Annotated in this window: 20 protein-coding genes; 6 read left to right on the forward strand and 14 right to left on the reverse strand. The window is 62.0% G+C overall.

The features are described from left to right. Positions 1–160 precede the first annotated feature (160 nt). The 11 genes from larC to SHEL_RS13280 all read right to left on the reverse strand — a co-directional run bounded on the left by larC (position 161) and on the right by SHEL_RS13280 (position 12,876). Positions 161–1,738, reverse strand: a complete 1,578-nt coding sequence (larC, locus tag SHEL_RS13230) for a nickel pincer cofactor biosynthesis protein LarC (protein ID WP_012799783.1) — start codon at positions 1,736–1,738, stop codon at positions 161–163. Between the two features lie 8 nt (positions 1,739–1,746). Next, positions 1,747–2,514, reverse strand: coding sequence for a nickel pincer cofactor biosynthesis protein LarB (larB, locus tag SHEL_RS13235; protein ID WP_012799784.1), 768 nt, complete (start codon positions 2,512–2,514; stop codon positions 1,747–1,749). A gap of 191 nt (positions 2,515–2,705) precedes the next feature. After that, the gene (locus SHEL_RS13240; protein WP_144298196.1) at positions 2,706–4,343 is read right to left on the reverse strand and encodes a helix-turn-helix domain-containing protein; all 1,638 of its coding nucleotides are present in this window, start codon (positions 4,341–4,343) and stop codon (positions 2,706–2,708) included. A gap of 4 nt (positions 4,344–4,347) precedes the next feature. Next, positions 4,348–5,628 (reverse strand): nickel-dependent malate racemase, LarAH6 family, encoded by a 1,281-nt coding sequence (gene larAH6 / locus SHEL_RS13245; RefSeq protein WP_012799786.1) that lies wholly within the window; start codon positions 5,626–5,628, stop codon positions 4,348–4,350. Positions 5,629–5,661: 33 nt separating this feature from the next. Beyond that, entirely contained in the window at positions 5,662–6,144 is a 483-nt protein-coding gene (locus SHEL_RS13250; protein WP_012799787.1) for a hypothetical protein, read from the reverse strand. A gap of 75 nt (positions 6,145–6,219) precedes the next feature. Beyond that, a complete protein-coding gene (locus SHEL_RS13255; protein WP_012799788.1) occupies positions 6,220–7,110 on the reverse strand; it encodes a CoB--CoM heterodisulfide reductase iron-sulfur subunit B family protein in 891 nt (296 codons plus the stop codon). Position 7,111: 1 nt separating this feature from the next. After that, positions 7,112–8,059, reverse strand: coding sequence for a succinate dehydrogenase/fumarate reductase iron-sulfur subunit (locus SHEL_RS13260; protein WP_012799789.1), 948 nt, complete (start codon positions 8,057–8,059; stop codon positions 7,112–7,114). Beyond that, the gene (locus SHEL_RS13265) at positions 8,059–9,777 is read right to left on the reverse strand and encodes an FAD-dependent oxidoreductase (protein WP_012799790.1); all 1,719 of its coding nucleotides are present in this window, start codon (positions 9,775–9,777) and stop codon (positions 8,059–8,061) included. Before SHEL_RS13265 ends, SHEL_RS13260 begins: the two co-directional genes overlap by 1 nt. An 11-nt stretch (positions 9,778–9,788) precedes the next feature. Further along, positions 9,789–10,352 (reverse strand): Fe-S-containing hydro-lyase, encoded by a 564-nt coding sequence (locus SHEL_RS13270; RefSeq protein ID WP_012799791.1) that lies wholly within the window; start codon positions 10,350–10,352, stop codon positions 9,789–9,791. A 48-nt stretch (positions 10,353–10,400) separates the two neighbouring features. Further along, positions 10,401–11,246, reverse strand: a complete 846-nt coding sequence (locus tag SHEL_RS13275) for a fumarate hydratase (protein ID WP_012799792.1) — start codon at positions 11,244–11,246, stop codon at positions 10,401–10,403. Positions 11,247–11,322: 76 nt separating this feature from the next. Further along, the gene (locus SHEL_RS13280) at positions 11,323–12,876 is read right to left on the reverse strand and encodes an anion permease (RefSeq protein ID WP_012799793.1); all 1,554 of its coding nucleotides are present in this window, start codon (positions 12,874–12,876) and stop codon (positions 11,323–11,325) included. Between the two features lie 275 nt (positions 12,877–13,151). On the opposite strand from SHEL_RS13280, the gene SHEL_RS13285 reads away from it, so the two are divergent. Both SHEL_RS13285 and SHEL_RS13290 read left to right on the forward strand, forming a co-directional pair. After that, positions 13,152–14,651 (forward strand): SLC13 family permease, encoded by a 1,500-nt coding sequence (locus tag SHEL_RS13285; protein ID WP_012799794.1) that lies wholly within the window; start codon positions 13,152–13,154, stop codon positions 14,649–14,651. 229 nt (positions 14,652–14,880) lie between these two features. Continuing rightward, positions 14,881–16,536: an FAD-dependent oxidoreductase gene (locus SHEL_RS13290; RefSeq protein WP_012799795.1), complete on the forward strand. Its 1,656-nt coding sequence runs from the start codon at positions 14,881–14,883 to the stop codon at positions 16,534–16,536. A 206-nt stretch (positions 16,537–16,742) separates the two neighbouring features. Here the strand turns inward: SHEL_RS13290 and SHEL_RS13295 are convergent, their stop codons facing one another. From SHEL_RS13295 to SHEL_RS15770, 3 genes are all read right to left on the reverse strand, one after another. Then, positions 16,743–17,693 carry a LysR family transcriptional regulator gene (locus tag SHEL_RS13295; RefSeq protein ID WP_012799796.1) on the reverse strand — a complete coding sequence of 317 codons (951 nt, stop codon included), beginning with the start codon at positions 17,691–17,693 and terminating at the stop codon, positions 16,743–16,745. A gap of 91 nt (positions 17,694–17,784) precedes the next feature. Beyond that, complete coding sequence (gene hemH, locus SHEL_RS13300; RefSeq protein WP_050749597.1) at positions 17,785–18,780, reverse strand: ferrochelatase; 996 nt, start codon at positions 18,778–18,780, stop codon at positions 17,785–17,787. A 159-nt stretch (positions 18,781–18,939) separates the two neighbouring features. After that, complete coding sequence (locus SHEL_RS15770) at positions 18,940–20,676, reverse strand: serine/threonine-protein kinase (RefSeq protein WP_012799798.1); 1,737 nt, start codon at positions 20,674–20,676, stop codon at positions 18,940–18,942. 117 nt (positions 20,677–20,793) lie between these two features. Between SHEL_RS15770 and SHEL_RS13310 the strand changes: the two genes are divergently transcribed. The 4 genes from SHEL_RS13310 to SHEL_RS13325 are packed head-to-tail and all read left to right on the forward strand — an operon-like array spanning position 20,794 to position 26,695. Next, positions 20,794–22,188 (forward strand): FhaA domain-containing protein, encoded by a 1,395-nt coding sequence (locus tag SHEL_RS13310; RefSeq protein WP_232001604.1) that lies wholly within the window; start codon positions 20,794–20,796, stop codon positions 22,186–22,188. Positions 22,189–22,203: 15 nt separating this feature from the next. Continuing rightward, positions 22,204–22,617: an FHA domain-containing protein gene (locus SHEL_RS13315; RefSeq protein WP_012799800.1), complete on the forward strand. Its 414-nt coding sequence runs from the start codon at positions 22,204–22,206 to the stop codon at positions 22,615–22,617. Further along, entirely contained in the window at positions 22,617–23,894 is a 1,278-nt protein-coding gene (locus tag SHEL_RS13320) for a Stp1/IreP family PP2C-type Ser/Thr phosphatase (protein WP_012799801.1), read from the forward strand. Before SHEL_RS13315 ends, SHEL_RS13320 begins: the two co-directional genes overlap by 1 nt. Beyond that, positions 23,894–26,695 carry an FtsW/RodA/SpoVE family cell cycle protein gene (locus SHEL_RS13325; protein WP_012799802.1) on the forward strand — a complete coding sequence of 934 codons (2,802 nt, stop codon included), beginning with the start codon at positions 23,894–23,896 and terminating at the stop codon, positions 26,693–26,695. The genes SHEL_RS13320 and SHEL_RS13325 overlap by 1 nt, the downstream gene beginning before the upstream one ends. Positions 26,696–26,714 lie beyond the last annotated feature (19 nt).

Genomic DNA, 26,714 nt, shown 5'->3' on the forward strand with positions numbered 1-26,714 from the left:
AATTCGGAGCATGTGCCCAAAACAGAATGCACAACTTCGAATCTGGTGCAAAAAACGGCGATTTCGCCAACTGAGTTCGGCCGTCTGCGCACGGGGCGGCTACCGTGGAGCGCCTACGACTCCGACGAGGACGCCTGGGTCCGGTCTGCGCGCGGGGCGGTTACTTTGCAGCGGTGTAGGCTGCGGCGTAAACGTCCTGATAGGGAGCGTTTTGGGTTCGGGCGGCTTCGGAGACGGAGTCGTATTCGGGGTAGGCGCGCAGGGTGCCGTCGGGCAGCGCAACTTCTTTCACGCGGATGTCGCCGTAAGGCGTTGCGACCGTCTTCTGGGTCCGCGGCAGCGGCGTACGCTCCATGGGAATGCGACGGATGCCAATAGTGGTCGTCTCCTTGAACAGGACATTCTCCATTTTCGGGATGTCCGCCTCGCGGCAGAGCACCTCGATCTGGTACGCCGGGCGGTTCTTCTTCATGAACACGGGCGCATAGTGGGCCTCCAGCGCACCCTTGGCCAGCAGGCGTTCGAGGGCGTAGGCCAGCTGCTCGCCTGAGCAGTCGTCGATCTCGGTCTCGAGCTTCCAGATGAACGGCGGCGTCATGTCCTTGTCCAGCGTGGCCTGCGGATCACCCGCATCATGCACCAGCATGGCCCGCAGGATGCTCGGCTGCTCGTACGTGCGCTTGCCGGCGCCGATGCCCACCTTGTCGACGGTGAACCGCGCGGGCAGCGCATCGCGGGTGCGCAGGGCCGCGGCGATGGCGGCGCCCGTAGGCGTGACGAACTCTCCCTCCAGATCCATGAACGTGAAGGCCAGGCCCTCGTCGGCGGCGATATTCGCAACCGCGGGAACGGGAACGGGAAGGATGCCGTGCTGGCAGCGCACGGTGCCCTTGCCCTCGTGTAGGGCAGGCACCACGCATTCGGATATGCCCAGGTCGTCGACGCAAACGGCTGCAGCCACGACGTCGACGATGGAATCCACCGCGCCCACCTCGTGGAAATGAACTTGGTCGACAGGCACGCCATGGGCCTTGGCTTCTGCCTTGGCGATAATGGCGAAAATGCGCTTAGCGATGGCTCGCGCGTTGTCGGTCAGATCACCGGTGTCGATGATGGCGTCGATGTCCGCAGGGCTGCGGTGCTCATGGTCGTGGTGGTGATGATGGTGGCCATGGCCATGTTCGTGATCGTGGTCGTAATGGTGGTGGTGATGCTCAGGACTCGAAAGGGTGTAATCCCCTTCACCTGCGGCAACATGCATATGCTCGACATCCGAAGGCTCCGCAGGCTCGAGCGTTCCCGCCCTGTGGCCGTGCAGCACAACGCAGGGATCGTTGTACCCCTGCTCAGCGGCAAGCTGCGCCATGAAATCGGAAGATTCCGATAGGCCTTCGCAGGTCCGGCACACGCGCTCGGGCTCGTCCGAGTGGTCGTGGCCGTGGTGATGGTCGTGTCCGTGCCCATGGCCGTGGTGATGCTCGTGCCCATGGTCGTGCCCGTGCAGGTACTCCATGTCGTGGTCGTGGTTCTCGTGGGCTGCATCCAGCACCACGTCGAAATCGCAGGCGTCAAGTGCGGACTTCTTCACGCGGGAAATGCGGATCTTATACCCGTCGACGGGAAGACTCGCCAGCGCAGCCTCGAGTTTCGCCTGGTCGGCGCCAAGATCCAGCATCGCGCCCACGAACATGTCGCCGGAGATTCCCGACGCGCATTCCAGATACAGCATATTCGACATGGACTCTCCTATTCGCTTTTCGTGCGGGCGTGGTCGATCAGCGCCGCCTGGTATCCCGCCCCGAAACCGTTGTCGATGTTGACCACCGACACACCGCTGGCGCAAGAATTCAACATGGAAAGCAAGGCAGAAAGCCCGCCGAAGGATGCGCCGTACCCCACACTGGTGGGCACTGCGATCACCGGGCAGGCCGCCAGCCCGCCCACCACGCTGGCAAGCGCGCCTTCCATACCGGCCACCGCCACGACGGCCGTGGCCTCCATCAGGTCGTCCGTATGCGCCAGCAGACGATGGATGCCTGCGACACCCACATCATAAAGCCTGTTCACACGGCTGCCGAGCATCTCCGCCGTAAGCGCGGCCTCTTCGGCGGCATACAGGTCGCTCGTGCCCGCCGCGCATACGACCACCGTGCCGTTGCCGTCGGGTTCGGGCGCGCTGCCGACGATGCCCACACGGGCAAGCTCGTGGTAGACGAAGGCGTCGCCTAGGGCCTCGGCAAGCACCGCGGCCTTATCGGCGTCTAACCGGGTGATAAGCACCCGCTCCTGCCCCGCTTCGCGCATGGCCCGCACGATTCCAACCATCTGGCCTGCGGTTTTGCCGGCGCCGTAGATGACTTCGGAAACGCCTGTACGCACGCCGCGCTGCATGTCGGGCTTGGCGTAGCCCAGATCCACGTAGGAATCGGCGCGAAGCTGCCGCGCAGCCTCTTCAACACCCGTCGTACCCTCGGCCACAGCCTTCAGCAGCGTTTCAAGATCCCGCGTTTCCACGAACCCTCCTTGTACATACATTGATTGGTCAAGCATACCACCCGAACGACCCATCGCAATCAACAGGAAGCCCACGTATGCCTATCGAACGAATTCCCTACGAGATGCGCAGCGCCGCATTGCAGCGGAAACCGCAAAAGGGCCGCCAGGCGCCTTCCCGCACCCGACGGCCCTTCGTTCGGCCCTCAAGGTCATGCGTTGGCACTGTCCCTGCGGTCTTTCTCCTGCTGGGCACGCACCAGGTCAACCATGTCGATTACATCTTGCCGGCTATGCACATCGAGCTTCGTATATATGTTGCGCATATGCATCTTCATGGTGTTGAGCGAAATGCACATGGTGTCCGCCATGGATGCAAGGCTGTACCCGTGGGCAAGCTGTTCAAGCACCTCGGTTTCGCGGCGCGTCAACCGATACGTCTTCGCAATCAATTCGCAAGGCATGGACCAATACATCGTCTCGTAGTCCACCGCCTGGTTTTCCTCTTCCAAAACGTCCTCCACGTTTTCGGGGTCAGCCCCGGCAACCTCAATCTCTTGTTGTTCGATGAGCTTCGGTGCCGTGCTCACGTACACGTATTCGTCCTCGACGCGCAAAGGCGGTTTCATGCTTGGGTTCTTCAGGATGATGAGCAGCATCATGATGTACGAGAACGTGACGAGCATGCCGGAAATGATCGCTGCATCGATAGGGTTGTCGCTTGCCGCGATGCCTGCCACCACCGCCAGCGTACCCAACAGGTGGCCCACAACCACGGCGAACCTCGTGCCGGCCGCCGTGCGCAGCGGCTCAAGGCAGTTGCGTGCGGCCCACACCACAAACACCCACACCACAACCTCGAACAGGGCCGTGCCCACGTTTCTCAAAACCAGAGGGAACTCCTCCGAGATCATGCTCAGGAACGGAAGCAGCAGGATGCTCGCGGTCGCAGTCATGAACGCTACGTAGAACACATGCTCGACCCGCAGCTGGCGACACCCGACAGCGACGAAGATCAGAATCGGCAGAACCAGGATCGAAATCGGCTGGGCATGGGCGTCGATGCTTAAATATCCGCTTCGCAGGTAGCCGAGCATCATGGCCGAAAAGACGAGAAGGCACACCAAACCCGACGTGACGACCTGCGAGGCCGGTCGTTTCACCACGTTGAAATTCAGCATGTCGCTTCCCGAATACGGCATGTCGCCCAGGGCTTTGTCGCTCAACCCCATGGCCCCGAAGAAGCACGCCAGGAACATGAGCACCACAGACGTCAACGCCGATTCGGTCTCAGGCGAAATCCACGGCAGGCTGGTCTGATGCGCGATGGTGTAGATCAAAAACGCTCCCAGCATGCCGACCGTCGAGGCGTGCAAGACATGGTTCGCCCGCATTTGGGCGAACACGCAGACCAGGCCGACGGACACAGGAGCTCCCACGACCTTCGTGCGGAACAGGGCGAACCAAAGAACGCCCTTATCCAGAACGCCCCCGCCCTGCATGTTCTCGTACAGGAAGATGGCCATCCCCACAAGGAACGACACGGCGCCGACGGTCACGGCTTTGGAGAAGAACCTATGGAGTTCAACAGGGTCTTGGGCCGTCACCCGGACGGAGATTACGAAAAACGCAGCATAGATGGCCACCGAGAACACACGCATGACGAATACGGCATGATCGCTGTTCAGGGTGCTTGCAGCCAACGAATCGCCGATCCAGATGCCGCCGAACATGCAGGCAAGACCAAGGCACGAGCACAAAAAAGTCAGTGCCCTCTCAGATACTTGTCCCCCGTTCAGTACGACGCTCCTTAGTCGGGTCACGATGCTTATGGCTTTCGCCTGCTGCACGATACTACCTCATTTCCGCATCAGCATCGTGCTGCTCGCCGATTACTTTAGGAACCGTAGAACCACCATGAGGCATCACAAGAACCTGGGCGTCGTCACCCATCTTCTTGAGGGCGGCCTCGTAGGCTTCCTCAAGGGTGCTGAACGGCGTGAAGAAGCAGTTCCGGGCAAGTTCGGGATCGAGCTCGGAAACCAGATAGATGTCGGCCATGAGCATGATCTTCGCCACGGCGGAAGCCTTGTGTCCGCCCAGCTTGAAGTCCTCCTGCACGAAGCGGATGATGTCGGCCGGCTCTTCGGCCTTGAGCATCCATTCCTGGAAGGTTTTCTGGCCCAGGCCCTCCTTGCAGCAACCCACCAGAATGATAACGCCGCCTTCCTTGATGGCGTACTTGGCGTTGTCCAGCGCCTTCTGCGTCTGATACAGATTCATGTCCTTGGGGGCGCCGCCCTGCGAATCGATCACGATGTCGGCGCGCTTCTCGATCTCGATGCGGTACAGCTTGTCCAGGAACTTGCAGCCCTCGCGATGGGCCTTCACCACGTCGCCCGCCACAGCCTTGATGACCTGCTTGTCTTCGTCAAGCACCACGTTCACGATGAAGTCGACGCCTACGATTGCGCCGGCCTCGTCGATGTCCTCGCGCACGGGGTTGCCGTCAAGCTTGCCCGCGCAGGAGTTCGGATCGACCATGCGGGTGTGGTTGGCCTCGATGGCCTCCATGGTGGACACGCCGGGCATGACGGCCTTATAGCCGCCCGAGTATCCTGCGAAATAATGGTACTCGATGTTGCCGAGGCACACGACGACGTCGGCATCGGCCACGGTCTTCATGATGTCGATGGGCGTTCCGCCCTTCGTGGTGCCGTAATGGACGAAGGGGTCCTCGTTGGAGTCTTTCAGATTGATCTCGTTATAGGCGCGCTCGCCCGCAAGCTTGAGCTTTTCCTCCTCGGTGTGGGCGCGGTGGCTGCCCAAGGCGAACACAAGTGTGATGTCCTTCGGCTCCACGCCGGCCGCATACAGCTCGTCGAGCACGGGCGGAAGCACCGTGTAGGTGGGCAGCGGTCGCGTGATGTCGCTCGTGATGATGGCCACCGTGTTGCCGGGACTGACCAGCTCGGAGAGCTTTTTGGAGGCGATAGGATGCTGCAGGGCCCAGGCAACTTCTTCGGCGCCGGTCCGCTCGTACTCCACTTCGTTGGCCTTCATGATGCCCATCAGGTTCTTTTCGTCTATGTCACACCATTGCACGGTATTGTCGTATCCAACTTCGATTCGCATGATTCGTCTCCTATTGAAAAAGGTTTGAAAGGCTTATGCGTATATGCCGATGGCTGCCTTCTCAACGGCATGGCGGTACTCGGGAACCTCAAGCGCGCTGTTCAGCTGGGCTACTACCTCGGGAAACTCGTTGAGGTCGTTTTTCCAGCACGCGTCTTGGGTTTCGGGGTCTACTTCGACGCGGCCTGCGGACACGTGCACCCAACGGCCGTCCTCGTCCGCCTGGAAGTAGCCGTCAATCTCGATAGAGCCCGGCAGAAGGGGCTCGTCTTCGGCGTACACCACGCCTGCGACGATGCGAAAATCGTCCAGTGCGTCATGCAGCCAGTCTTGTTCGGAAGGAATCGCCCACATGAAGGCGTCCCCCTGCTTGTGCGTCAGTTTGACATGGAGGCTCATGACGCCTTCGGGCTCCTCTTGCCCCGCAGCGTCGTCCTCCCCCTCTTTCTCCATGTAGGTGCGCAGTTCGTCGATCTTCTCCAGCGCGTTTTCTGCAATCGGTTCTGTCGTGGTCATCCCCTACCTCCGTCGTCAATCCATTGCAAAAGTCCGGATGCCGCAGGTTGGAGCGGCATCCGGACGGTAAAGCCGTTAGCTCAGGACGCGGTCGAGCATCTTCGTCGCGTTGACGATGTGATGGTTGATTCCCAGCTCTTTGGGTGTGAAACCGAGGGCCAGGCCGACCATCTGCGGAACATGCAGGATGGGCATGGTGACGTCAGCGTTGAAGTACTGCTGAGAGTCGGCCTGCCACATGTCGATGGCCATATGGCACAGCGGGCAGGGCGTCACGATGCAGTCGGCCCCCGATTCGCGGGCGACCAGGCAGCTCACGCCGTTGGAAACCTCGGCCTGCTCTTCTGCGGGGTAGATCGAATGGAATCCGCAGCAGGCAAGGCGCTGCTCGTAGTCAACCGGATTGGCGCCCAGCGCCTCGCAGAGCATCTCCATGGACTGCGGGTTGCGCGGGTCCTCGAAGCCCATGATCTTGGGCGGCATGAGGATGTGGCACCCGTAGAAGTTGGCAACGTTGAGGTCGCTCAGGGGCACGGTGACCTGCTTGGACAGGCGATCCAGGCCGTAGTCGGCCACGAGCGCCCACAGGTAATGGGTCACTTCGGCGGTGCCTTTGTACTCGAGACCGATCTCGGCCAGTGCGGCGTTGCACTTGGCCTTGAGCTCCGGGTCGTTGTCCAGGCGGCTCTTGGCGGTGCGCAGCATGAGCGTGCAGGTGTTGCAGACGGTCATGATCTTGTCGAACCCTTGGGATTCGGCAAGGGCCAGGTTGCGTGCGTTCACGAGCAGCGCGAAGAAGTCATCGACGTCTTGGACCTGGGCTGCGCCGCAGCAGGTCCAGCCTTCGATCTCCACCAGCTCGATACCCAGCTTCTTGCAGGTGCGCTCTGTGGAAACCTTCAGTTCGGCAGCGGCGGACTCAAGCGTGCATCCCGGGAAAAACGCATAGCGCAATGTGTTCGACATGCTAGTCCTCCTGTTCCGATTTCTTGGCGATCTCATACAGCTTGCGCACGCCCTCGATGCCCTTGACGGGCTTCTGGATGTGCAGCGGATTCATCTTTCCCGAGGTCACCATGCGCACCGCGAAGGGAACGCGGTTTTGCGCGGTCTTGTACAGACCCTCGGTTTTGAGCGCGAGCATGGTCTCGTTGAGCATGCCCGTCTTGAGAACGTCGTGATGGAAGGCGTAGGCATGGCGTGCGCCCTGGGACTTGTCCTCGCCCATGCGCAGCGCGCGGCGGCGCATGTAGGAGATTTCCTCGGCGATGGGGATCTCCTTGGGGCACTTCGTGGTGCACTGCTGGCAGTGGATGCATTTCCACAGGTTGTTGTCCAGAACGGCCAGGATGCGCTCGTCGCCGCATTCGTCGCGGGAGTCGCGAATGAACCGGAACGCCTTGTTCATGATGAACGGCTCAAGGTAGGTGCCGTCGTCGTAGACAAGCTCGCGGCACTCGGAAGCGCAGCAGCCGCACAGGACGCAGTCCGTGGCCTCCATGTACTTGTGGTAATCGGCTTCGGTCTGCTCGTGGCCTTCGCGGTTCTTGTGCTCGCACATCCAAGGCATGACCTTCTTCATCTTCTCCGCCTTCTCGTCGAAGGAGACCACGAGGTCCCTCACCACGGGGAAGTTGTTCAGCGGAGCAAGCTCGAAGCGCGTGGTCTTGAAGGTGTCGATAAGGTCGTCGAGCTGCGTCTCGCAAGCGAGGTAGGCCGACCCGTTGACCTGAACGGCGCAGCTGCCGCAGATGGAGTGGCGGCACGCCTGGGTAAAGCACAGGGAGTCGTCCTGCTCTTCGCGGATCTTGTTCAAGCAGCCCAGAAGCGTCATGACCGAACGCTCGAAACGGTATTCCTGCTTCCAGGATTTCTGGCCGTCAAAACGTTTGACGATGAAAGTGATCGTTTCCATTAGTACTTCCTCTCCTGCGGCTGGTAGCTCGTGACAACTACGTCGCGCCAGTCAATGGAGTAGCTGCCGTCGGGTTCGAGGGAGATGAGGCTGTGCTTCATGAAGTTCACGTCGTCGCGGGTCGGATAGTCGCCGCGGGAGTGGGATCCGCGGCTCTCCTTGCGCTCGAGGGCGCCGAGGCACACGGCGCGCGCGATGGTGAGCACGTTGCCCAGCTCCACGTAGTTCATGAAAGCGTTGTTGTACACCTTGCTGGTGTCGTCGATGCGGGCGTCCTTGTACTCCTCGATGCACTCGTCGACAACGCGCATGGCCTCTTCGATCGCCGGACCCTCGCGGAAGATGCCGACGCCGTTCCACATGGCCTCGGCCATCTTGTCGCGGATCTCGTAGATGTGCTTGCCGCTGGACTTGGCGCGCATCGTGTCGAAACGCTCCTGCCAGGCAGCCGCGGTCTCTTCGAGGTTCTGGGAGCCGCCCAAAGTGCGGCCCTTGGCGGCGGCAGCGGCACCGATGCCCGCCTGCTTGCCGAAGAAGCACACCTCGGACACGGAGTTGCCGCCCAGACGGTTGGCGCCGTGCACGGAGATGTTGCTGCATTCGCCGGCTGCGAACAGGCCGGGAATCTTCGTTGCGCAGGTCCTGCCGTTGACGACGTCGATGCCGCCCATGCTGTAGTGGTTGGACGGGCGGATGGGCACCGGGTCGGTGATCATGTCGACGCCTTCGAACTTGATGGCCAGGTCACGCACCTGGGGCAGACGCTCCATGATCTTCTCGCGGCCCAGATGACGCATGTCCAGCATGACGTAGGACTTCATGCCCTCGCCGAAGCCGCGACCCTCCTTGATCTCGGTCTCGATGGAACGGGCCACCAGGTCGCGGGGGCCGAGCTCCATCTTGTCCGGGGCGTAGCGCTCCATGAAGCGTTCGCCCTGGTTGTTGATCAGGTAGCCGCCTTCGCCGCGGCACGCCTCGGAAAGCAGGGTGCCGGAGCTTGCAAGTCCCGTGGGATGGAACTGGACCATCTCAGGGTCTTTGATGGGCACGCCGACGCGCATGGCCGCAGCCACGCCGTCGCCGGTCATGTTCGTCGCGTTCGTGGTACGGGTCCAGTACACGCGTCCGAAACCGCCGGTGGCCAGCACCACGCACTTGGCTCGGAACATGACGATTTCTCCGGCACGCAGGTCGATGGCCACCAGGCCCTCGATGCCGCTCTCGTCGACGGCCAGGTCCAGCAGGTTGTACTCGTCCAGGAACTTGACGTTGTTCTTCAGGCAGTTCTCGAACAGGGCATGCAGAACCACATGGCCCGTCTTGTCCTGCGCGTAGCAGCAGCGCGGATGCGAAGCGCCGCCGAAGGGACGCTGGGCAACGCGGCCCTGCTCGTCTCGGGAATAGGGAACGCCCATGGACTCCAGCTCCCTGACCAGGTCAGGCATGCCGTTGCAGAAGAACTCGACGGAATCCTGGTCGGCCAGGTAGTCGGAACCCTTGATGGTGTCGAAAATGTGGCTTTCGATGGTGTCCTCAGGGTCGCGGTAGCACAGCGCGGCGTTCATACCGCCCTGGGCAGCGCCCGTATGGGACCTGGTCGGAAACACTTTGGTGATGACCGCAACGCTCAGGTCGGGGTCTTTGCTCGCGTTGAGGGCGGCTTCCATGCCGGCACCGCCGGCGCCCACAACTACGATATCGTATGTATAGCTACGCATGCCTGCCGCTCCTAGTCTTCGATTTTGAACTCTGCGGGGCCGTTCTCGTAGATGTTGTTGCCCTGGGCATCGATGGCGACGATGCAGGGATAGTCCTCGACGACCAGACGACGCACGGCCTCAGGACCCAAGTCGTCATAGGCCACAACATCGCATTCCTTTACTGACGCAGCAATAACGGCAGCGGCGCCGCCGATGGAGGCGAAGTAAACGACCTTGTTCTTGACCATGGATTCGACGACCTCGGCGGAACGCGGGCCCTTGCCCACCATGCCCTTGAGGCCGGCCTCTTCGATCATCTGGGGCGTGTAGGCGTCCATACGGCCCGAAGTGGTGGGGCCGCAGGAACCGATCACGTGGCCAGGCTTTGCCGGCGTGGGGCCTGCGTAGTAGATGATCTGGCCGTGGAAGTCGACGGGCAGTTCTTCGCCGGCGTCGAGCTTTTCGGTCATGATTTTGTGGGCGGCGTCGCGGCCGGTGTAGATGACGCCGGAAATGTTGATCATGTCGCCGCAATGCAGCGTTTCGATAACCTCGTCGGTCAGCGGGGTCGTGATGTTCTTGACTTCTGCCATTGTTGGATTCCTCTCAGATGTCTTCCGTCTTTGCCTGATGACTGCTCGCTAGAGAACGACGTGCTTATGACGCGCGGCATGGCAGTTGAGGGTGACGCCCACCGGCATGGTTGCGATGTGGGTGGGATACGTCTCGATATGCACGGCGAGTGCAGTGGTCCTGCCGCCGAAGCCCTGGGGGCCGACGCCGGACTTGTTGATGGCTTCGAGAAGCTCCTGCTCCAGCTTTGCGTACTCAGGGTTCGGGTTGGGAGCGCCAGCCTCGCGACGGAGGGCTTCCTTGGAAAGCTGCATGGCCTTGTCGGCGTTGCCGCCGATGCCCACGCCGACGATGGTCGGAGGGCAGGGGTTGCCGCCGGCGTTGACGACGGAGTCGATGACGAACTGCTTGATGCCTTCCAGACCCTGCGCGGGCTTGAGCATCTTCAGCTGGGACATGTTTTCGGAACCGGCGCCCTTGGGCATGATGGTGATGGAAAGCTCATCGCCGGGCACGAGACGGGCGTAGATGATGGCCGGGGTGTTGTCGCCGGCGTTCTTGCGGTTCAGGACAGGGTCGATGACCGTGGACTTGCGCAGGTAGCCGTCGATGTAGCCCTTGGCCACGCCCGCGTTCACAGCGTCTTCGAAGCTGCCGCCCGTGATGTGGACTTCCTGGCCGATTTCGGCGAAAACGATGACCATGCCCGTGTCCTGGCACATGGGAACGTTGGTTTCGCGAGCTATCTTGACGTTCTTGCACACCTTTTCCATGGCGTATTTGCCGAACTCGGATTCCTCTTTGTCGGTTGCCTCCTGGATGAGCTTTTCGACATCCACAGGCAGGTCGCATGCGGCCTCGATGCACAGGCGGGCAACTTCCTCGGTAATCGTTGCGGTGCTGATTTCCTTCATAGTTCGATAGCCTTTCTGGTTAGATAGCCGCGCGCCAGGCGCGCGGCCGAGAATTCATCAGGATGCTTGGTTCGACTTACATGTAGCCGATGACCGACCACCAGCCGAAACCGACCGTGAACAGGATGATCATTTCGATAACAGCGCAGACCAGACCGATAGTCCACCACTTGCCCTGGGTCACGTAGCCGCTGCCGAAGTAGACCGGTGCGGGGCCGGAACCGTAGTGGGTCAGGCAACCGTAGAAGTTGGAGATCATGCCCAGCAGCATGGCCGCAGCCAGAGGAGGCGCACCTGCAGCGAGGCAGACAGCCAGGAATGCGGAGTACATTGCCGACACGTGAGCCGTGGCGGATGCGAACAGGTAGTGGGACAGGAAGTACACGACACCCAGAATGATGAGCGCGACGAGCCAGGACATGCCGCCGACGGCGCCGGCCATGATGTCGGAGAACCACGGGATGAGACCCAGGGTGTTCAGGTAGGACGCCATCATAACCAGGGCGGCGAACCAAACCAGAGTGTCCCAAGCGGCCTTCTCGTTCTTGATGTCTTCCCAGGTAAGAACACCCAGGACCAGAAGCATGGCCAGACCGATGAACGCGGTGACCGTAGCGTTCAGGCTGATGGAGCTGCCGGCGATCCAGAGAACCAGGATGACGAGGAAAACCAGGATCATGAGCTTCTCGGAGGTCTTCACCGGGCCCATTTCCTTCAGCTTCTCGTGAGCAAGGTCGCTTGCTTCAGGCGTTTCCTTGATCTCGGGCGGGAAGATCTTGAAGATGACGAACGGAACGACGATCAGGCACACGAGGCCGGGCACGCATGCGGCGATGGCCCAACCGGCCCAGTCGATGTTGATGCCGGCCAGTTCAGCCGCGAGGGAGACTGCCAACGGGTTGGCGGCCATGGCGGTCATGAACATGGCGGAGGTGATCATGTCGGCCTGGAATGCCGTGACGTGCAGGTACGAACCCAACTTGCGGGCGGTGCCGTCGTCAGGGTTGGAGCCGAAGACGCGGGACAGCGACGAAACGATCGGGTAGATCACGCCGCCGGCGCGAGCCGTGTTGGACGGCATGGCCGTTGCCAAAATCAGGTCGGTTGCGGCCAGAGAGTAGCTCAGGCCCAGCGTCTTCTTGCCGAACTTGCTCATGAACAGGTAGGCGATGCGATTGCCCAGACCCGTCTTGATGAAGCCGCGCGAAATGAAGAACGCGATGACGATCAACCAAATCGTCGTGTTGTGGAAGCCAGAGAGCGTGTTGGTGATGTAGCCGCTGGAGCTTCCGTTGTCCAGAAGCTTCGTAAGCATGATCACCGTGAGCGCGAGAATGGAAACCGCGCCCATAGGCATGGGCTTGAGGATCAGACCCACGATGGTCGCCACGAAGATCGCGAACAGGTGCCAGCAGTTCGCCGCTAGAACCGCGCCATCGATGTCTTCGAAGCCCTCAGCGGATTGGGCGAACTCGACCAAGCCTGCCGGAACCGGGATGAACCACAGAACCAGGCCGACGAGAACCGTCACCGCCAATGTAATCCAGTTTACCCCCTTTTTCTTACCCCCTTGATTTCGCTTGGATACCGCTTCCTCGGTTTTCTTGCCAAGCTGATGCTGTGCAACCATGGCCCACCTTTCTCTCGTGAACGGGCGTTGCTACACACGCATGCTGTCAAGATTTCATGAAAAGCAAAACGCACACCAGGGGTGTAATTTACATATCCCCTGTTCAGAAGGGGTGTGCCTTGTGTCTCATTTGATGATTATCTACGGAAATATATATCGCACTATCCGAATACATCCGCCCCGATTACACCAGTTATGGGCGTTCCGCCCGAGCCCCGTTTTCCCAATAATCGAAGCTGCGTTCAAAGGCGTTTCGAGGGAGCGGGGGGTTTGCCATGACATTCGATCGTGCAAGACAAGCCGTAGGTTTGGTCGGAGGGCCCCTGTGCGCTCTGGGCGTGTACGCACTGCCGATTCCCGCGCTGTCGCCAGGGGCCCACACGCTTCTCGCGATTGTGACGTTGGTGTGCCTGTGGTGGATTACCGAGCCGGTACCCATCCCTGTCACCTCGCTCATCGGTCCCATGCTGGCCGTCATCTTCGGCGTGGCTGCAGTCGGCGACGCTTTCGACGCGTTCTCCAGTCCTGTCATATTCCTGTTTTTGGGAGGATTCATCCTTGCCCGAGCCATGACGCTGCACGGCCTGGACCGCAGGTTCGCATACAAGATCCTTTCCCTCAAATGGGTGGGATCCAGCCCCACGAGGATCTTCCTCGCCGTGGGCATTGCGACCATGCTGTGCTCGGGGTGGATCAGCAACACGGCGACCGCTGCCATGATGCTGCCCATTTCCATCGGTCTTTTGGAAGCCATTCAGGAGATGATGGCCGCCAACGGCAAAAACGTCGACCTGCATACCTATAAATACGCCACCGGATTGATGATCATGACGGCCTACGCCGCATCCATCGGCGGTGTGCTCACGCCCATCGGAACGCCGCCGAATTTGATTATGGTGGGGCTTTTGGACACCATGGCCGACATCCACGTCTCGTTCTTCCAGTGGATGGTCTGGGGGTTTGTCGCCATGTCCGTGTATTTCGCCATTGCAGCCGCCGTGCTGCACTTCCAATACCCCGCCGACATTAAGCGCATCGACGGAGCCGAAGATGTCATCCGCCGCAAGGTGGAGGAGCTGGGTCCATGGACCTTCGGGCAGAAGGCGACGCTTGTCGCGTTTCTGGGCGCCGTCGTCCTTTGGACCGCCCCCGGCGTTCTCAGCATCGTATTCGGATCGGACAGCCAGATACTCTCATCCTACAGCGTCATGCTCCCCGAGTCCGTGGTCGCCCTGCTCGCCGCCGTGTCGCTTTTCCTGATCCCCACCGATTTCGAGAACCGCGAATTCGTCATGAACTGGAAGGATGCCGTCGCGGGCGTCGATTGGGGAACGCTTTTGCTGTTCGGCGGCGGATTATCGCTGGGCACCCTGATGTTCTCCACCGGGCTTTCCGAGTGGGTCGGTGCAAGCATCGTCGCCGCTTTCGGCGGCGAACCTTCCGAATTCGTGTTCGTAGCGGTGTTCTGTGTGCTTTCGCTGGGCTTGTCAGAACTCGCTTCCAACACCGCAGCCGTGAACATGGTCGGCCCACTGGCCATCACGGCTGCGACCACAGCCGGCTTCGACCCGATTCCCGTTGCCGTGGGCGTGGCGCTGTCGGCATCCCTCGGCTTCATGCTGCCCGTGTCCACCCCGCCGAACGCCATCGTGTACTCCACCGGCTACATCCCCATCACCAAGATGATCAAATCAGGGTTCATCATCGACGTAGTCGGGATCTTCTGCGTCACCATTCCCCTGTGCCTGCTGCTCGTCAAATTCGTCATCGGGTAGCAGCGGCATGCCGCGCGCCAGGCACCTCAACCGAACACAACCCCTGGCGCGCGGCCTTCTCCATCGCATCGGCCGCAAAGCCCATAAAGGAGTCGCCCATCCGGCGTCCACCTATGCCAAAAGGTGATAACTGCTAGTCGGAACAGCTATTTCACTTCGGAAAATGCCCTCCATATAATCGGTGCCAGCACATGAAGTTGCTGAAAACCAAGACTACAGGAGGGGACACATGACAACGACGTACAAAGGCATGGACCGCCGCTCGTTTCTGAAGGGAGCTGCTCTGTTTGGCGGAGCCGCCGCAGCGATGGGCATGGCCAGCTGCGCTCCCAGTGCAGCCGGCGAAGGCGGCTCGAGCAGCTCGGACGGCGCAGGCGACAACGTCACCTGGGACGAGGAATACGACTTCGTGGTCGTCGGCGGCGGCAACGGCGCGTATGCAGCCATTCTTGCCGCGCAGGCCGGCTACAAAACCGTGCTGGTGGAGAAGGGCGCCAGCTACGGTGGAACCACCGCGTTCTCCCACAACGGCATGTGGGTCCCCAACAACTGGTTCATGGCCGACGAGGTCGCGAACTGGCCGCAGATCGTTCCCGACACCGATGCCGACATCCCCGAGATCGTCGATTACGCGCTTTCCTGCGACACGTCGGGCGCCGCGGACCGCGAGCTGGTGACCGACTACGTGACCAACTTCGCCCCTGCCCTCAAGAAGTTCGGCGAGATGCTGAACATCGAGTTCGCCATGGGCCTCATCGACGACTACTACGGACTGCCCGGCGCCAAATTCGGCCGCCAGGTGAACTTCGCCAAAGACGGCGAAGCCACCGGCCCCGGCACGTTCTCCAGCATCATCGAGCCGCTGGTCAAGGAGCACAACGTGGAGGTGCGCACGAACACCCCTGCCACCAGGCTGTACCGCGACTCCGAAGGCCGCGTAGTGGGCGTGCAGGTGGAAGGCGCGTCCGGCACCGTGAACATCAAGGCGAACAAGGGCGTGCTGCTGAACACCGGCGGCTTCGACCACAACGAGAAGATGGTCCACGACTACCTGCGCGGCCCCATCATGGCATCCAACGCCGTTGAAACCAACACGGGCGACGGCCACCGCATGGCCGTCGATGTGGGCGCCGACCTGGGCAACATGTCCTCCGTCTGGGGCGTTCCCTTCTACATCACCGCCGACGACGCACCGCTGACCGGCAACATCGTCGACTGGATGGTGTGGCGCTACGGCGACCATTCGATCATCGTGAACAAGCACGGCAAGCGCTTCGGCGACGAGACCGCGTCCTACACCGCCGCCAACCTTGCCTACTACCAGTACAGCACGCAGTACTTCGGGCTCGAGAACGTGCCCGCGTTCCACATCGGCGACCAGAGCTTCGTGAACATGTACGGCTACCCCACCGTCACGGATGCCGCAGCCGAGCTGCCTGAATACATCAAGCAGTACGATTCCCTCGAGGAACTGGCCGCTGATCAGGGCATCGACGCTGACGCTTTGGTGGCTCAGGTGGAGCGCTGGAACGAGATGTGCGACAAGGGCGCCGACGAGGATTTCGGCCGCCCGTCCAGCCAGTGGCCGAAGGGCCCCTTCTTCGTGCACGAGGACGAGACCTGCATGGGCAAAATCGAGCAGGCGCCGTTCTTCTGCGTGAAAATCGGCCCCGGCACCTGCGGTACCAACGGCGGCATGCGCGTGAATGCCGACGCCCAGGTTCTGGACCGCGACGGCGAGGTCATCGAAGGCCTGTACGCCGCCGGCAACTGCTCGTGCGCGTTCTTCGGCAACGCCTACCCCGGCCCCGGCTCCACCGTCGGATCGGCCGTGTACCGCAACATCCGCGCTGCCAACCATGCGCTTGATCTGGGAATCATCTAGCACCCTTTACAACGCATGCTGTTCGCACCGATCTCGAAAGCTACCGGCATCCGATACTAAGACGCCGGTAGCAACGCAAGGTCTCGACACCACTCCCCCTCCCTGCAACAGAGTGGTTGCGAGCATACAATGCCCCGACGCAGTACGCGCCGGGGCATTTTTTCATCTGAACGATGTTCGACGAAGGCTTCGACGGGCCGAACGGATCAGGAACCACTTTCCATTTCCTGCGCGATGCGCTTCAAGACCGAACAACACGTAGCGCGGCGCGCCGCCTGTTCGCTCCCGTCATCGTCGTATACGGCCACGACCTCGAAATACGCGTTGTGGTCGGTGGGAAGCACGCGCACCATATGCGAGATGTCGGGCCCGGGAATGTGATGGGCTGCCGAAGCAGGAATAATCATCAGCTCGTCAGGCTCCACACCTTGTGCCATGTCGCCCATGGAATCGTAGTAGCTTCGCCTGAATACAGGGTGTATTCCCAGTTCATCGCAAACATCTTGGACGCGCTGGTTGTACGTTTCATACACCGTAGGACGGATGAACGCGAGCCCTTCCAAATCCCTCAGCGAAACCTGGGAGCCAGCCTCGAATCCCGCCTCCACCGAAACGAACAACGCGAACGAATCTTGGTACAAGCGCACCGACTTGCGTCCATCCATGGCCAAATTGCTGCAGGAGAACGTGATGATCACGTCGTCGAGTCCGTCCTCTATCGAGTCCGTGGGCTCAACATAGCCGGAGACCAACGAGTCAACCAGCAGAAACGCCCTGTTCACCTCTATCTGGAACGGCATCTCCTGGTTCTTCGCATAGGCTGCAGCGCTTTCCGCAAGCGAAAGAATCTTCGAATTCGCGTAGTTTCCGCCCAGCGTCACCACGGCCACGTCGGATTCCTGTTCGCCGCGGGCGCGCTCGACACCGGCATCAAACCTGGCCAACACGTCGATGACGGACGGGTACAGTGCTCTTCCCGACTTGGTCAGCGAGACGCTTCTGGTGTCTCGCACAAACAGTTTGAAGCCCAGTTCACGCTCGAGCACCGCCATGCGCTTGCTCAGATTCGGCTGAGACGTATGTACGGCCTCCGCCGCCTTCGTGAAATTCTGGCTTTCGGCAAGCACGACGAAGTCCCTGAGTACCGATAGATCCACGGCCCCTCCTTAGTAGCCAATGCATTCTCAGAGAAGGGTACCACCCTCAACACGTACCCGCCCCTGCGACGCTGCGTTGTTTAGGGAACGGTTATGGACGCGCGGCCTTCTCTACCACGTTGGCGATGACCTCCATGAAGGCGTCGTCGGTGCCCAAACTGGGCACGAAGGTGAACTTCGTGTTCATAATGCCCAGCTCACGGGCGGCCTCGGTGTGGGCCTTGCGCGCCTCGGTGTCGATGTCCCAGACGGTCTCGATGCAGTCCGTGGCGAAAATGGGGCTCACGGCGCACACGTCGAGCACGCCTTCGGACCCCAGCCGGGCCGCTTCGTTTTTCAACATGGGACCCAGCCACTTGCGGCTGTCGAATCGCGACTGGTAGGTGAGCACCCGGTCCTCGGGCGGGATGCCCAGCCGCTCGCCCACGCGCCGCATGGTTTCTGCGGTGGTATGGGGATACGGGTCGTGGCCCTTCGTGATGTACGAGATGGGAATGGAGTGGTACGTCATGATCAGCTTGGAGCCCGGCTTGTACGTCCAGACCCGCGCGATGGAGTCCGCCAGCGCCTCGATGTAGCCCGGCTCCTCCCAGTACTCGAGGACCTTGATCAACTCGGGGCCGGCCTCGCCGAACACCTTCTTATATTGGATGTCGAATTCGTCCAGCACGGTGCCGGCACAGGGAATGGTCCACTGCGGATAGAGCGGCAGCGCGACAATGCGGTCGCAACCGGCGTTCTTGCAGGCCTGAAGGGCGCTTTCGATGGACGGGTTGCCGTAGCGCATGGCCAGTTTCACCAGGTAGGGCTCGTCCAGGCGCGACTGCAGCTTCTCGTTTACAATGCGGCACTGCTCCTGGGACGTCAGCATGAAGGGGCTGCCTTCCGGCGTCCAGAAGGCCTGGTAGCGCGGCAGGGTCTTGCGGGGTCGGTTCGGCAGGATGAACAGCTCCATCACCGGTTTCCAAATAATCGGCGGCACGTTGATCAGGTGCCGATCCGCAAGAAATTGGCGAAGGTACCGACGGATGGCTTCCTCCTCGGGAGCGTCCGCCGTTCCTGTATTCGTAACGATGATGCCGAGCATGCTCGTCCTCTTCCCCATAACGGGCACGTGCCCGCAAGCGTCCATACTATGCGTTCGGCTACGGCGACGGTGCATGTGTGCCTTCGCACGAACGCGTCCCTACGTTTATATCATTGTTCGAGCCTATTGAACCTAGCTAAACCGTCTGGGATTTGCTGCCTAATCGCGCTGCGGCACGCCGAACAGCGTCAAGATCACCATGCCCGAAAGCGCCACGATGTTGGGGATGAACACCACCAGCATAGGAATGACCGTCGCACCGTCGCTGGAGATGAACTGGGCACACAGGATGGCCGCCAGAATGAGCGCCGCGCCGACGAACATGCCTGCGCATGCCAGCCAGCGAACCCCGCGCGTGCACGACAGGGACACGACCATGGCCGCCACCAGCCACGCCACGAACAGCAGCCATATCTCAGGCCGCATCAGTACGTGCAGCAGGCTGTCGTCCATGCCCGACGTGATGAATGAATGGGCCAGCATGCCCCAGCCCGCCAGCGTCGACGAGCCCGTGCAGGCCAGCGCGAAAGACACCACGCCTCCGAACGCGGCCGATGCCAGCGCGTCGCGCCACCTGAGCAGGTAGCCGCCCAAAAGCGGAGCCGCCGAGGCAATCCACATGCCGCCCAACAGCGGAGCGGCCAGCCCGCAGAACGTCTCCTTCATGCCGAAGCGCCCGCTCAAGAACCACCACACCGCTCCCGCTACGCCCACGACCAGGCCTAACACGGGATTGCCCGCCAGCACCAAGGCCGTTGCCATCACAACCACCGCCGCCAGCGAACCAATGGTGGGCAGCGCTCCGCCCAAAACAACCATGGCCGCCAGCACGCCCCAGAACACCGCCGTGGCGTTCGCGCCCAGCGACTGGAGCTGGTCGATGCCCATGAGCGACAGCGCGCCGATGAACCCGCATTCGACCGCCGCGGCCAGGCGCCCGAGAAACTCCCAGCCCCGGCTGCCGATGCGGTCCACGTAGGTTATGTCCGACGGCGGCATCTCCGCGGTGTCGCCGATGCCCGAGTCCTCCCGTGCGTCGCCCACGATGACCGCCAGCTCGCGACGTCCGCGGCGGGCATCGCCCAAATGCGGCTGCAGCTCGGCGGCGAACTCCTCCACGGAGTCGTAGCGCCCTTCCCGCTCGATGGCCAGCGCCTTGAACAGCACGTCGTCGGCTTCTTCCGAAAAATCGTTTCTGACCTGCGACGGTATGACGATTTCCGCGTTCTCGATGGCCGATTCGGCCGCTGCCAGGTCGTTGGCGTAAAAGGGGTTGTCGCCGGTCAGCATCTGGTAGGTCATGGCCGCCAGGGCCCACTCGTCGGTGCGCTCGTCCAGCGCCTCGAGCCGCATCTGCTCCAGCGGCATGTAGCCGATGGTGCCGCCCACCGCCCGGCCGTAGCCCGCCTCGTGGGACAGCTGCGCCAGTCCGAAGTCGGACACCTTCACTTCGCCCTGCCGGTTGATCAACACGTTGTCGGGCTTGATGTCCATGTGCAGCACCAGGTTGTCGTGGGCGAAATCCAGCGCGTGGGCCACCGCCCCGAACACGCAGGCGCACACGTCGGCGGACAGCATCCCCTCGCGCTGCATGAGCTCGGTCAACGTTACGCCGTCCACATATTCCATAATCAGATACGCCATGTCGCCTTCGATTTCGAAGTCGAGCACGCCCACGATGGAACGGTCGCTCAGCATGGCGGCCGTGCGGGCCTCGGTCAGACCCGGAATCTCGGATTCGGGCACGTCAAGACCGATGGGCATGTTGTCCAGCCGCAGGCATTTGATGGCCACGCGGCGCTGGATGCGGGTGTCCCACGCCACCTGCACGGTGGCATAGCCGCCCTTTCCGGCCGTACCGAGTGGACGGTATCTGTTCAAGATGAGATTTTGCACGTGACAAGCCTTTCATCTACAATGAAGAGCTATTATATAGGTCTTAAGCTCACATGAACTATAACCGCAGAAAGGCTTGAGGTTTCCATGGGTTTTTTCTCTAAATTTGAAGGCAAAATGGAGGATACGTTCGAAGGTACGGCGAACAAAATCTCCAACGCCCCTATCTCTCCGGTCCAAATCGTGAAGAAAGCCGAAAAGCAGATGCGCCGCGAACGCGTCGTTTCCGCCGGCAAGGAGTACGCGCCCACGCTGTACACCGTTCTGGTCAACGCCGACGACGATCAGCGCCTGTTCGGCTTCTACCCCACGCTGGCCGGCGAAACCGAAACCCGCCTGGCTGCCACCGCAAGCGACGAGGGCCTGTTCATGGACGGCCAGCCCCTGGTGCGCTTCATCGTGGATGAAAACCTGAAGCACGGCAAATTCGACGTCATCGCCGAAGTGGTCAGCGCGCCCATCATCGAGGAGCTGCGCAAGGAAGAGATGCAGCGCTACGGCATGGCCGCATCTGAGCAGTCTGTGGTTTCCGCCCAGCCCGTCGCCATGCCCGACCCGCAGCCTGTCGTGGCCCAAAGCCCCGTCCAGGTCCGCCCGGGCCTCGATTTGCCGGACATCTTCGGCGCCGACCCCGAGCCCGTCGCTGCCGTGCCCGCCTTCGCACAGCAGCCCTTCGGTTACCAGCAGGACGCCTACGGCATGCAGAACGGAGCCTATCCGCAGACCGCTAACGATATGGCCTACCCGCAGGCTTCCGACTACCAGCCCGTCGAAGAGGTCAAGCCCCCTCTGCCCTATGTGCCCGAGGAGGAGATCGACCGTTCCATCGATTACGGCGAGTACACCTTCGACAGCCACAATTTCACCGATTACAACGCACCCCAGGAGCCTGAGGCCGAAGAGCAGCCCGCTCAGAACGCCGCCCATCCCGTGACCTCCAATCCGCTGGTCGCAAGCGGCACCGCTCTGCCCGACCTGCCTTCCACGGCTCCGGACAACGACACCTATGCGGCCCAAGGCCAGGTATTCGGCGCACCTGCCGCCCAGGTCCAGGCTCCGCAGCAGTATCAGCAGCCCCAGTACCAGCAGCAGTACGGCTACCAGCAGCCCTACCAACAGCCCTACGGTTACCAGCAGCCTGCCCAGCAGTACAACCCCTATGCGCCCGCTACCAGCGCGTTCGTCGGCGGCCAGCAGCAGGTCGGATATCCGCCTGCGCAGCGTGCGGCTGTAGCGCGCCTTATCGACACGGCGTCCAACCGCGCCTACGCACTGGCAACCCAGCGCGTACTGGTGGGTCGCGAAACCTCCAATGACATCGTGGTGAACGACCTGAACACCAGCCGCCACCACGCTGAAATCCACTTCGAGCCCCAGGGCGTCTGGGTCATCACCGATTTGGGCTCCACCAACGGAACCTACGTCAACGGCCAGCCCGTTTCCCGCCGCGGCCTGCAGGAAGGCGACCGCATCACCCTGGGCGCCACGGATTTCATCTTCACGCTGCGCTAACGTTAGGAGACTTGCTTGATTGACGTCATCCTGCTCGGAGTGCGTTTGCTCTTCGTAGCGCTGCTCTACCTGTTCCTGTTCGCCATCATGCGCACAGGAGTCGGCCTGGTCAAAGGCCAGCGTAAAAAAGAAAAGGCCTGGCGCCTCATCGTGGAGAAGGGGCCCAAGGAGCTGCGCGGCGTGAAAACGCCGGTCCACGGCCCCATCATCGTCGGCCGCGCCCCCGGCGCGGACATCGTCATCGGCGCCAGCTACGTGTCGGGCCGCCACGCCCGGTTCTCCCTCATGGGCCAGAACCTGTTCGTGGAGGACCTGGGCTCCCGCAACGGCACGGCCGTCAACGGCCAGCGCATCGGCCAGCCCACGGCACTGCATGACAACGACCTCGTCAACGTAGGCGACGTCGCCATCCGGGTGAGGTTCGAATAATGGCTTCATCCGGCACTACACGCGGAAGGCACGCCAGGGGTTCCGTCCTGACCTTCGGCTCCCGCACCGATGTGGGCCTGGTCCGCGACCACAACGAAGACAGCCTCGTGGTGCGCGCACCGTTCTTCGCCGTCGCCGACGGCATGGGCGGGCACGCCGCAGGAGAGGTCGCCAGCGAAATCGCCGTGCAGACCCTTTCCGCCGAGGCGCCTTCCACCGCAGACGCCGACAACCTGGCGCGCGCGGTGGTTTCCGCAAACCGTAACATCATACGCGCAGCTCAAAGCGGCAAGGGCCGCAAAGGCATGGGCACCACCGTCACCGCCGCCATCGTCGAGGGCAAACGCCTGGTGGTGGCTCAGGTCGGCGACTCCCGCGCCTACCTTCTGCACGAAGGATCGCTGCAGCGCATCACCCGCGACCATTCCCTCGTGGCCGATCTGGTCGAAAGCGGCCAGATTACCGAGGAGGAGGCCCGCGTGCACCCCAACCGCAGCGTCATCACCCGCGCGCTGGGGTCGGATTCGCATACCCTGCCCGACATCTACGAGCTCAACGTCAACCCTGGCGACCGCCTTATGATCTGCTCCGACGGTCTGTCCAGTATGGTGCCCGACGAGGGATTGGAGAAAATCCTCGCCGGCATCGCCGACCCTCAGGCCTGCGCCGACAAGCTGGTGGCTGCCGCCCTGCGCGAAGGCGGCCACGACAACGTGACCACCATCGTCGTGGACATCCCCGGTGACGAGGAGCGGGTCCGCCGCCGCGTCAGCCGCAAATCCCGCATCTCGGCCATCTTCGGGCTGATCATATTCCTCGCCGTCATCGCCGGGGCCGTGTTCGGCGGCAACGCCTACCTGAACCACGTGGCGTTCCTGACCGCCAACGACACGGGCGAAGTGGTCATCTGCCGCGGCCTGCCCGGCAAGGTGCTGGGCTTCCAAACCTGGGAGGTCGACACAGCCACCGGCGTTTCCGTCGAGGACCTGGACCTGCCCACCACCACCATCGAACGCCTGACCACCGAAGGCATCCGCGTGGATTCCGTCGAAGACGCCGAGGGCCTGCTTGCCACCTGGCAGGAGCAGGCGAAGGACTCCACGGCAACACCCGGCGCCAGCAGCACCGATGCCGCCGTGCCCGGCGCGGAGGGCGCCACCTTCGAAGAGATGGAAGACCCCGCTGCCGACCTGACCGACGAGGAGCAGCAAGCCCTTGAGAACAGCAACGTGGAAGCCGGCGGCAACGCCGTCGCCCCCTCGGGAGGTGATCGATAATGTCTCGCCGTACCACCGAGCTTCTGCTGCTCTGCCTGGCAGCCCCCATCGTGCTGCTGCTGTTCGCCAGCATCCTCATGCACGACGGCCTTGCCCTGTCCGTGGAATCTCTGGCCGTGCCCATCGGCCTGTTCGCCGCCTTCGTGGTGGCTCACGTGGCCGTGCGCATCTTCGCCAAGAACGCCGACCCGGCCATCCTGCCCATCGCCTTCGCACTTTCGGGCATCGGCATCGCATTTGTCACACGACTCGCTCCTGACCTGGCAATACGCCAGGTCGTCTGGCTGTTTGCCAGCATCATCTGCATGGTTGTCGTGCTGGCGGCCGTCCGCAACTTGGACCGCCTCATCCGGTACAAGTACACGCTCATGCTGGTCGGCATCATCCTGCTCATCTCGCCGATGCTCCCCGGCATCGGCATGGAGGTCCTGGGCAGCCGCATTTGGCTGCACATCGGCCCCTTCAGTTTCCAGCCCGGCGAAATCGCTAAGGTTTGCATCATCTTGTTTTTGGCCGGATACCTGGCCCAGAACCGCGAGATGCTGTCGGTCTTCACCGTGCGCGTAGGCCGCTTCCGCATTCCGGATCTGGCCACCCTGCTGCCGTTGCTGCTCATGTTCGCCATCTCGTTCCTCATCGTCGTGTTCGAGAAGGATCTGGGCTCGGCTCTGGTCTGCTACGTCCTGTTCCTGGTCATGCTGTATGTGGCCAGCGGCCGAAAGCTCTACCTGGTCGTGGGCTTCGGCCTGGCCGGCATCGGCGCCGTTGCGCTGTACATGCTGTTCGGCCACGTGCAGATTCGCGTCAACACCTGGCTCGACCCCTTCTCCGATGCCCAGAACACCGGCTACCAGCTGTGCCAGTCCATCTACTCGATGGCCGACGGCGGCATGCTGGGCGTCGGTGTCGGAAACGGCCTGGCTCAATACATCCCCGTCGTGGAATCCGACTTCATCTTTGCCGCCATCGCCGAGGAAATCGGCCTGTTGGGCGGCGCGGCGGTTCTGCTGCTCTACCTGTCGCTGGCCATCCGAGGTTTCGCCACGGCGGCCCGCGCGAAAAGCGACGTCTCCGCACTGGTGGCCGTGGGCTGCACCACCGTCATCGTGCTCCAGGCCTTCATCATCGTGGGCGGCGTCACGCGCCTCATTCCGCTGACCGGCCTGACCCTGCCCTTCATCAGCCAGGGCGGCTCCTCGCTTCTGGCCACCTTCATCGAGATAGCCCTGTTGCTGCGCTGTGGCGACGAGGGCACCGGCCTGACCAGCGAAATGACCGACGGCACTCGCGCCATGAAGCCCATCGGCTCGCACGCCAGCCTCGCCGATGACTCCGGCGTGCTGGGCCGCGTGGCCTTGGGCAAGCGCCTGACCGCCTGCATGGTAGCCTTCGCCCTGCTGTTCGCCGCGTTGGTCGCCAACCTGACCTACGTCATGATCGTCAAGGCCGACGACTACCAGAGCTATCCGGGCAACAACCATACGCTATACACCGAGGCGAAGACCGAGCGCGGCTCCATCTCAACCTACGACGGCGTGGTGCTGGCCCAAAGCGTCCGCCAGGACGACGGCACCTACGTGCGCGAATACCCGCAGGGTTCCATGGCGAGCCACGTGGTGGGCTACTACTCGCAGCAGTACGGCCTGTCAGGTATCGAAGCCTCCATGAACGACGCCCTCAAGGGGCAGTCCAACTACGCCACCTGGCAGGACGTCGTCGACAGCATGGCCGGCATCGAGTCGCCGGGCAACGACGTAACCCTGACGCTGAACTCCGAGATCCAAACCCTGGCCGAGCAGCAGCTGGAAGGCTACGCCGGCGCCATCGTGGTTATGGATCCGTCCACCGGCGCCATTCTGGCCTGTGCCAGCGCACCCACCTACTCCAACGACCAGATCGATGCGATCCTGGCAGGCGAAGGTTCCGACGGCGCGCTGGTCAACCGCGCGACGGGCGCCCTGTACGCTCCGGGCTCCACCTTCAAGGTGGTTTCGCTGGTGGCCGCCATCGAAAACGACGTGGCCGACGGCGACACGCTCATCGAGTCCCCCGCCGAGATGGAAATCGGCAACGCCAGCGTCACCAACCTGCATGACTACGACTACGGCCAGATCACGCTGGCAGAGGCCTTGGCAGTGTCCTCCAACACCGCCTTCGCCCAGCTGGGCGTGGATGTCGGCGCCGAGAACCTGGTCGCAACCTCCGAGGCCTTCGGATTCAACCGCGTGCTCAACGGCTTCGAGCTGCCGCTGACCACCAGCCTTATGCCCGACCCCGACGAGATGACCACGTGGGAAACCGCCTGGGCCGCCGTGGGTCAGCCCGTCGGCGAGCACGAGAGCCCCGCCGGCCCGCAGGCCACGGTCCTGCAGATGGCCATGGTGGCTTCGGCCATCGCCAACGACGGCGTGCTCCAGCAGCCGTATTTTGTGGAAGGTGTATACAATGCCGACGGCGAGCGGAGTTATGCCGCCACGCCGCGTTCATTGGGCACTATTATGAGTAAGAGCACCGCAGAAGAAATGACCGACATCATGATCGGCGTGGTCGAAGACGGCACGGGTACCGACGCCGCCGTCTACGGCACGACAGTCGCCGGCAAAACCGGCACCGCCGAAACCGGCAAGGAGAACCCGGACAGCTGGTTTATCGGGTTCGCCCCCGCCGACAACCCCACCGTGGTTGTGGCCGTCCTGATAGAGGAAGGCGTCAACTACAGCACCGACGACATGGCCGGTCTGGCCAGTGCCCGTGCCTCGGTCATCATCGAGCGCACGCTCGAGCTGGAAGGGGTGCTATGATGCCCTTGAAATGCCGTTT

This window comes from Slackia heliotrinireducens DSM 20476 (assembly GCF_000023885.1).
Lineage (GTDB): Bacteria > Actinomycetota > Coriobacteriia > Coriobacteriales > Eggerthellaceae > Slackia > Slackia heliotrinireducens.

Coding starts and splice junctions, on each gene's coding strand:
- SHEL_RS13280 (WP_012799793.1), bottom strand. CDS start 12,876: ATGGTTGCACAGCATCAGCTTGGCAAGAAAACCGAGGAAGCGGTATCC.
- SHEL_RS13250 (WP_012799787.1), bottom strand. CDS start 6,144: ATGACCACGACAGAACCGATTGCAGAAAACGCGCTGGAGAAGATCGAC.
- SHEL_RS13260 (WP_012799789.1), bottom strand. CDS start 8,059: ATGGAAACGATCACTTTCATCGTCAAACGTTTTGACGGCCAGAAATCC.
- SHEL_RS13255 (WP_012799788.1), bottom strand. CDS start 7,110: ATGTCGAACACATTGCGCTATGCGTTTTTCCCGGGATGCACGCTTGAG.
- SHEL_RS13270 (WP_012799791.1), bottom strand. CDS start 10,352: ATGGCAGAAGTCAAGAACATCACGACCCCGCTGACCGACGAGGTTATC.
- SHEL_RS13265 (WP_012799790.1), bottom strand. CDS start 9,777: ATGCGTAGCTATACATACGATATCGTAGTTGTGGGCGCCGGCGGTGCC.
- larC (WP_012799783.1), bottom strand. CDS start 1,738: ATGTCGAATATGCTGTATCTGGAATGCGCGTCGGGAATCTCCGGCGAC.
- SHEL_RS13285 (WP_012799794.1), top strand. CDS start 13,152: ATGACATTCGATCGTGCAAGACAAGCCGTAGGTTTGGTCGGAGGGCCC.
- SHEL_RS13320 (WP_012799801.1), top strand. CDS start 22,617: ATGGCTTCATCCGGCACTACACGCGGAAGGCACGCCAGGGGTTCCGTC.
- SHEL_RS13310 (WP_232001604.1), top strand. CDS start 20,794: ATGGAGGATACGTTCGAAGGTACGGCGAACAAAATCTCCAACGCCCCT.
- hemH (WP_050749597.1), bottom strand. CDS start 18,780: ATGCTCGGCATCATCGTTACGAATACAGGAACGGCGGACGCTCCCGAG.
- SHEL_RS13290 (WP_012799795.1), top strand. CDS start 14,881: ATGACAACGACGTACAAAGGCATGGACCGCCGCTCGTTTCTGAAGGGA.
- SHEL_RS13275 (WP_012799792.1), bottom strand. CDS start 11,246: ATGAAGGAAATCAGCACCGCAACGATTACCGAGGAAGTTGCCCGCCTG.
- larAH6 (WP_012799786.1), bottom strand. CDS start 5,628: ATGCGAATCGAAGTTGGATACGACAATACCGTGCAATGGTGTGACATA.
- SHEL_RS13325 (WP_012799802.1), top strand. CDS start 23,894: ATGTCTCGCCGTACCACCGAGCTTCTGCTGCTCTGCCTGGCAGCCCCC.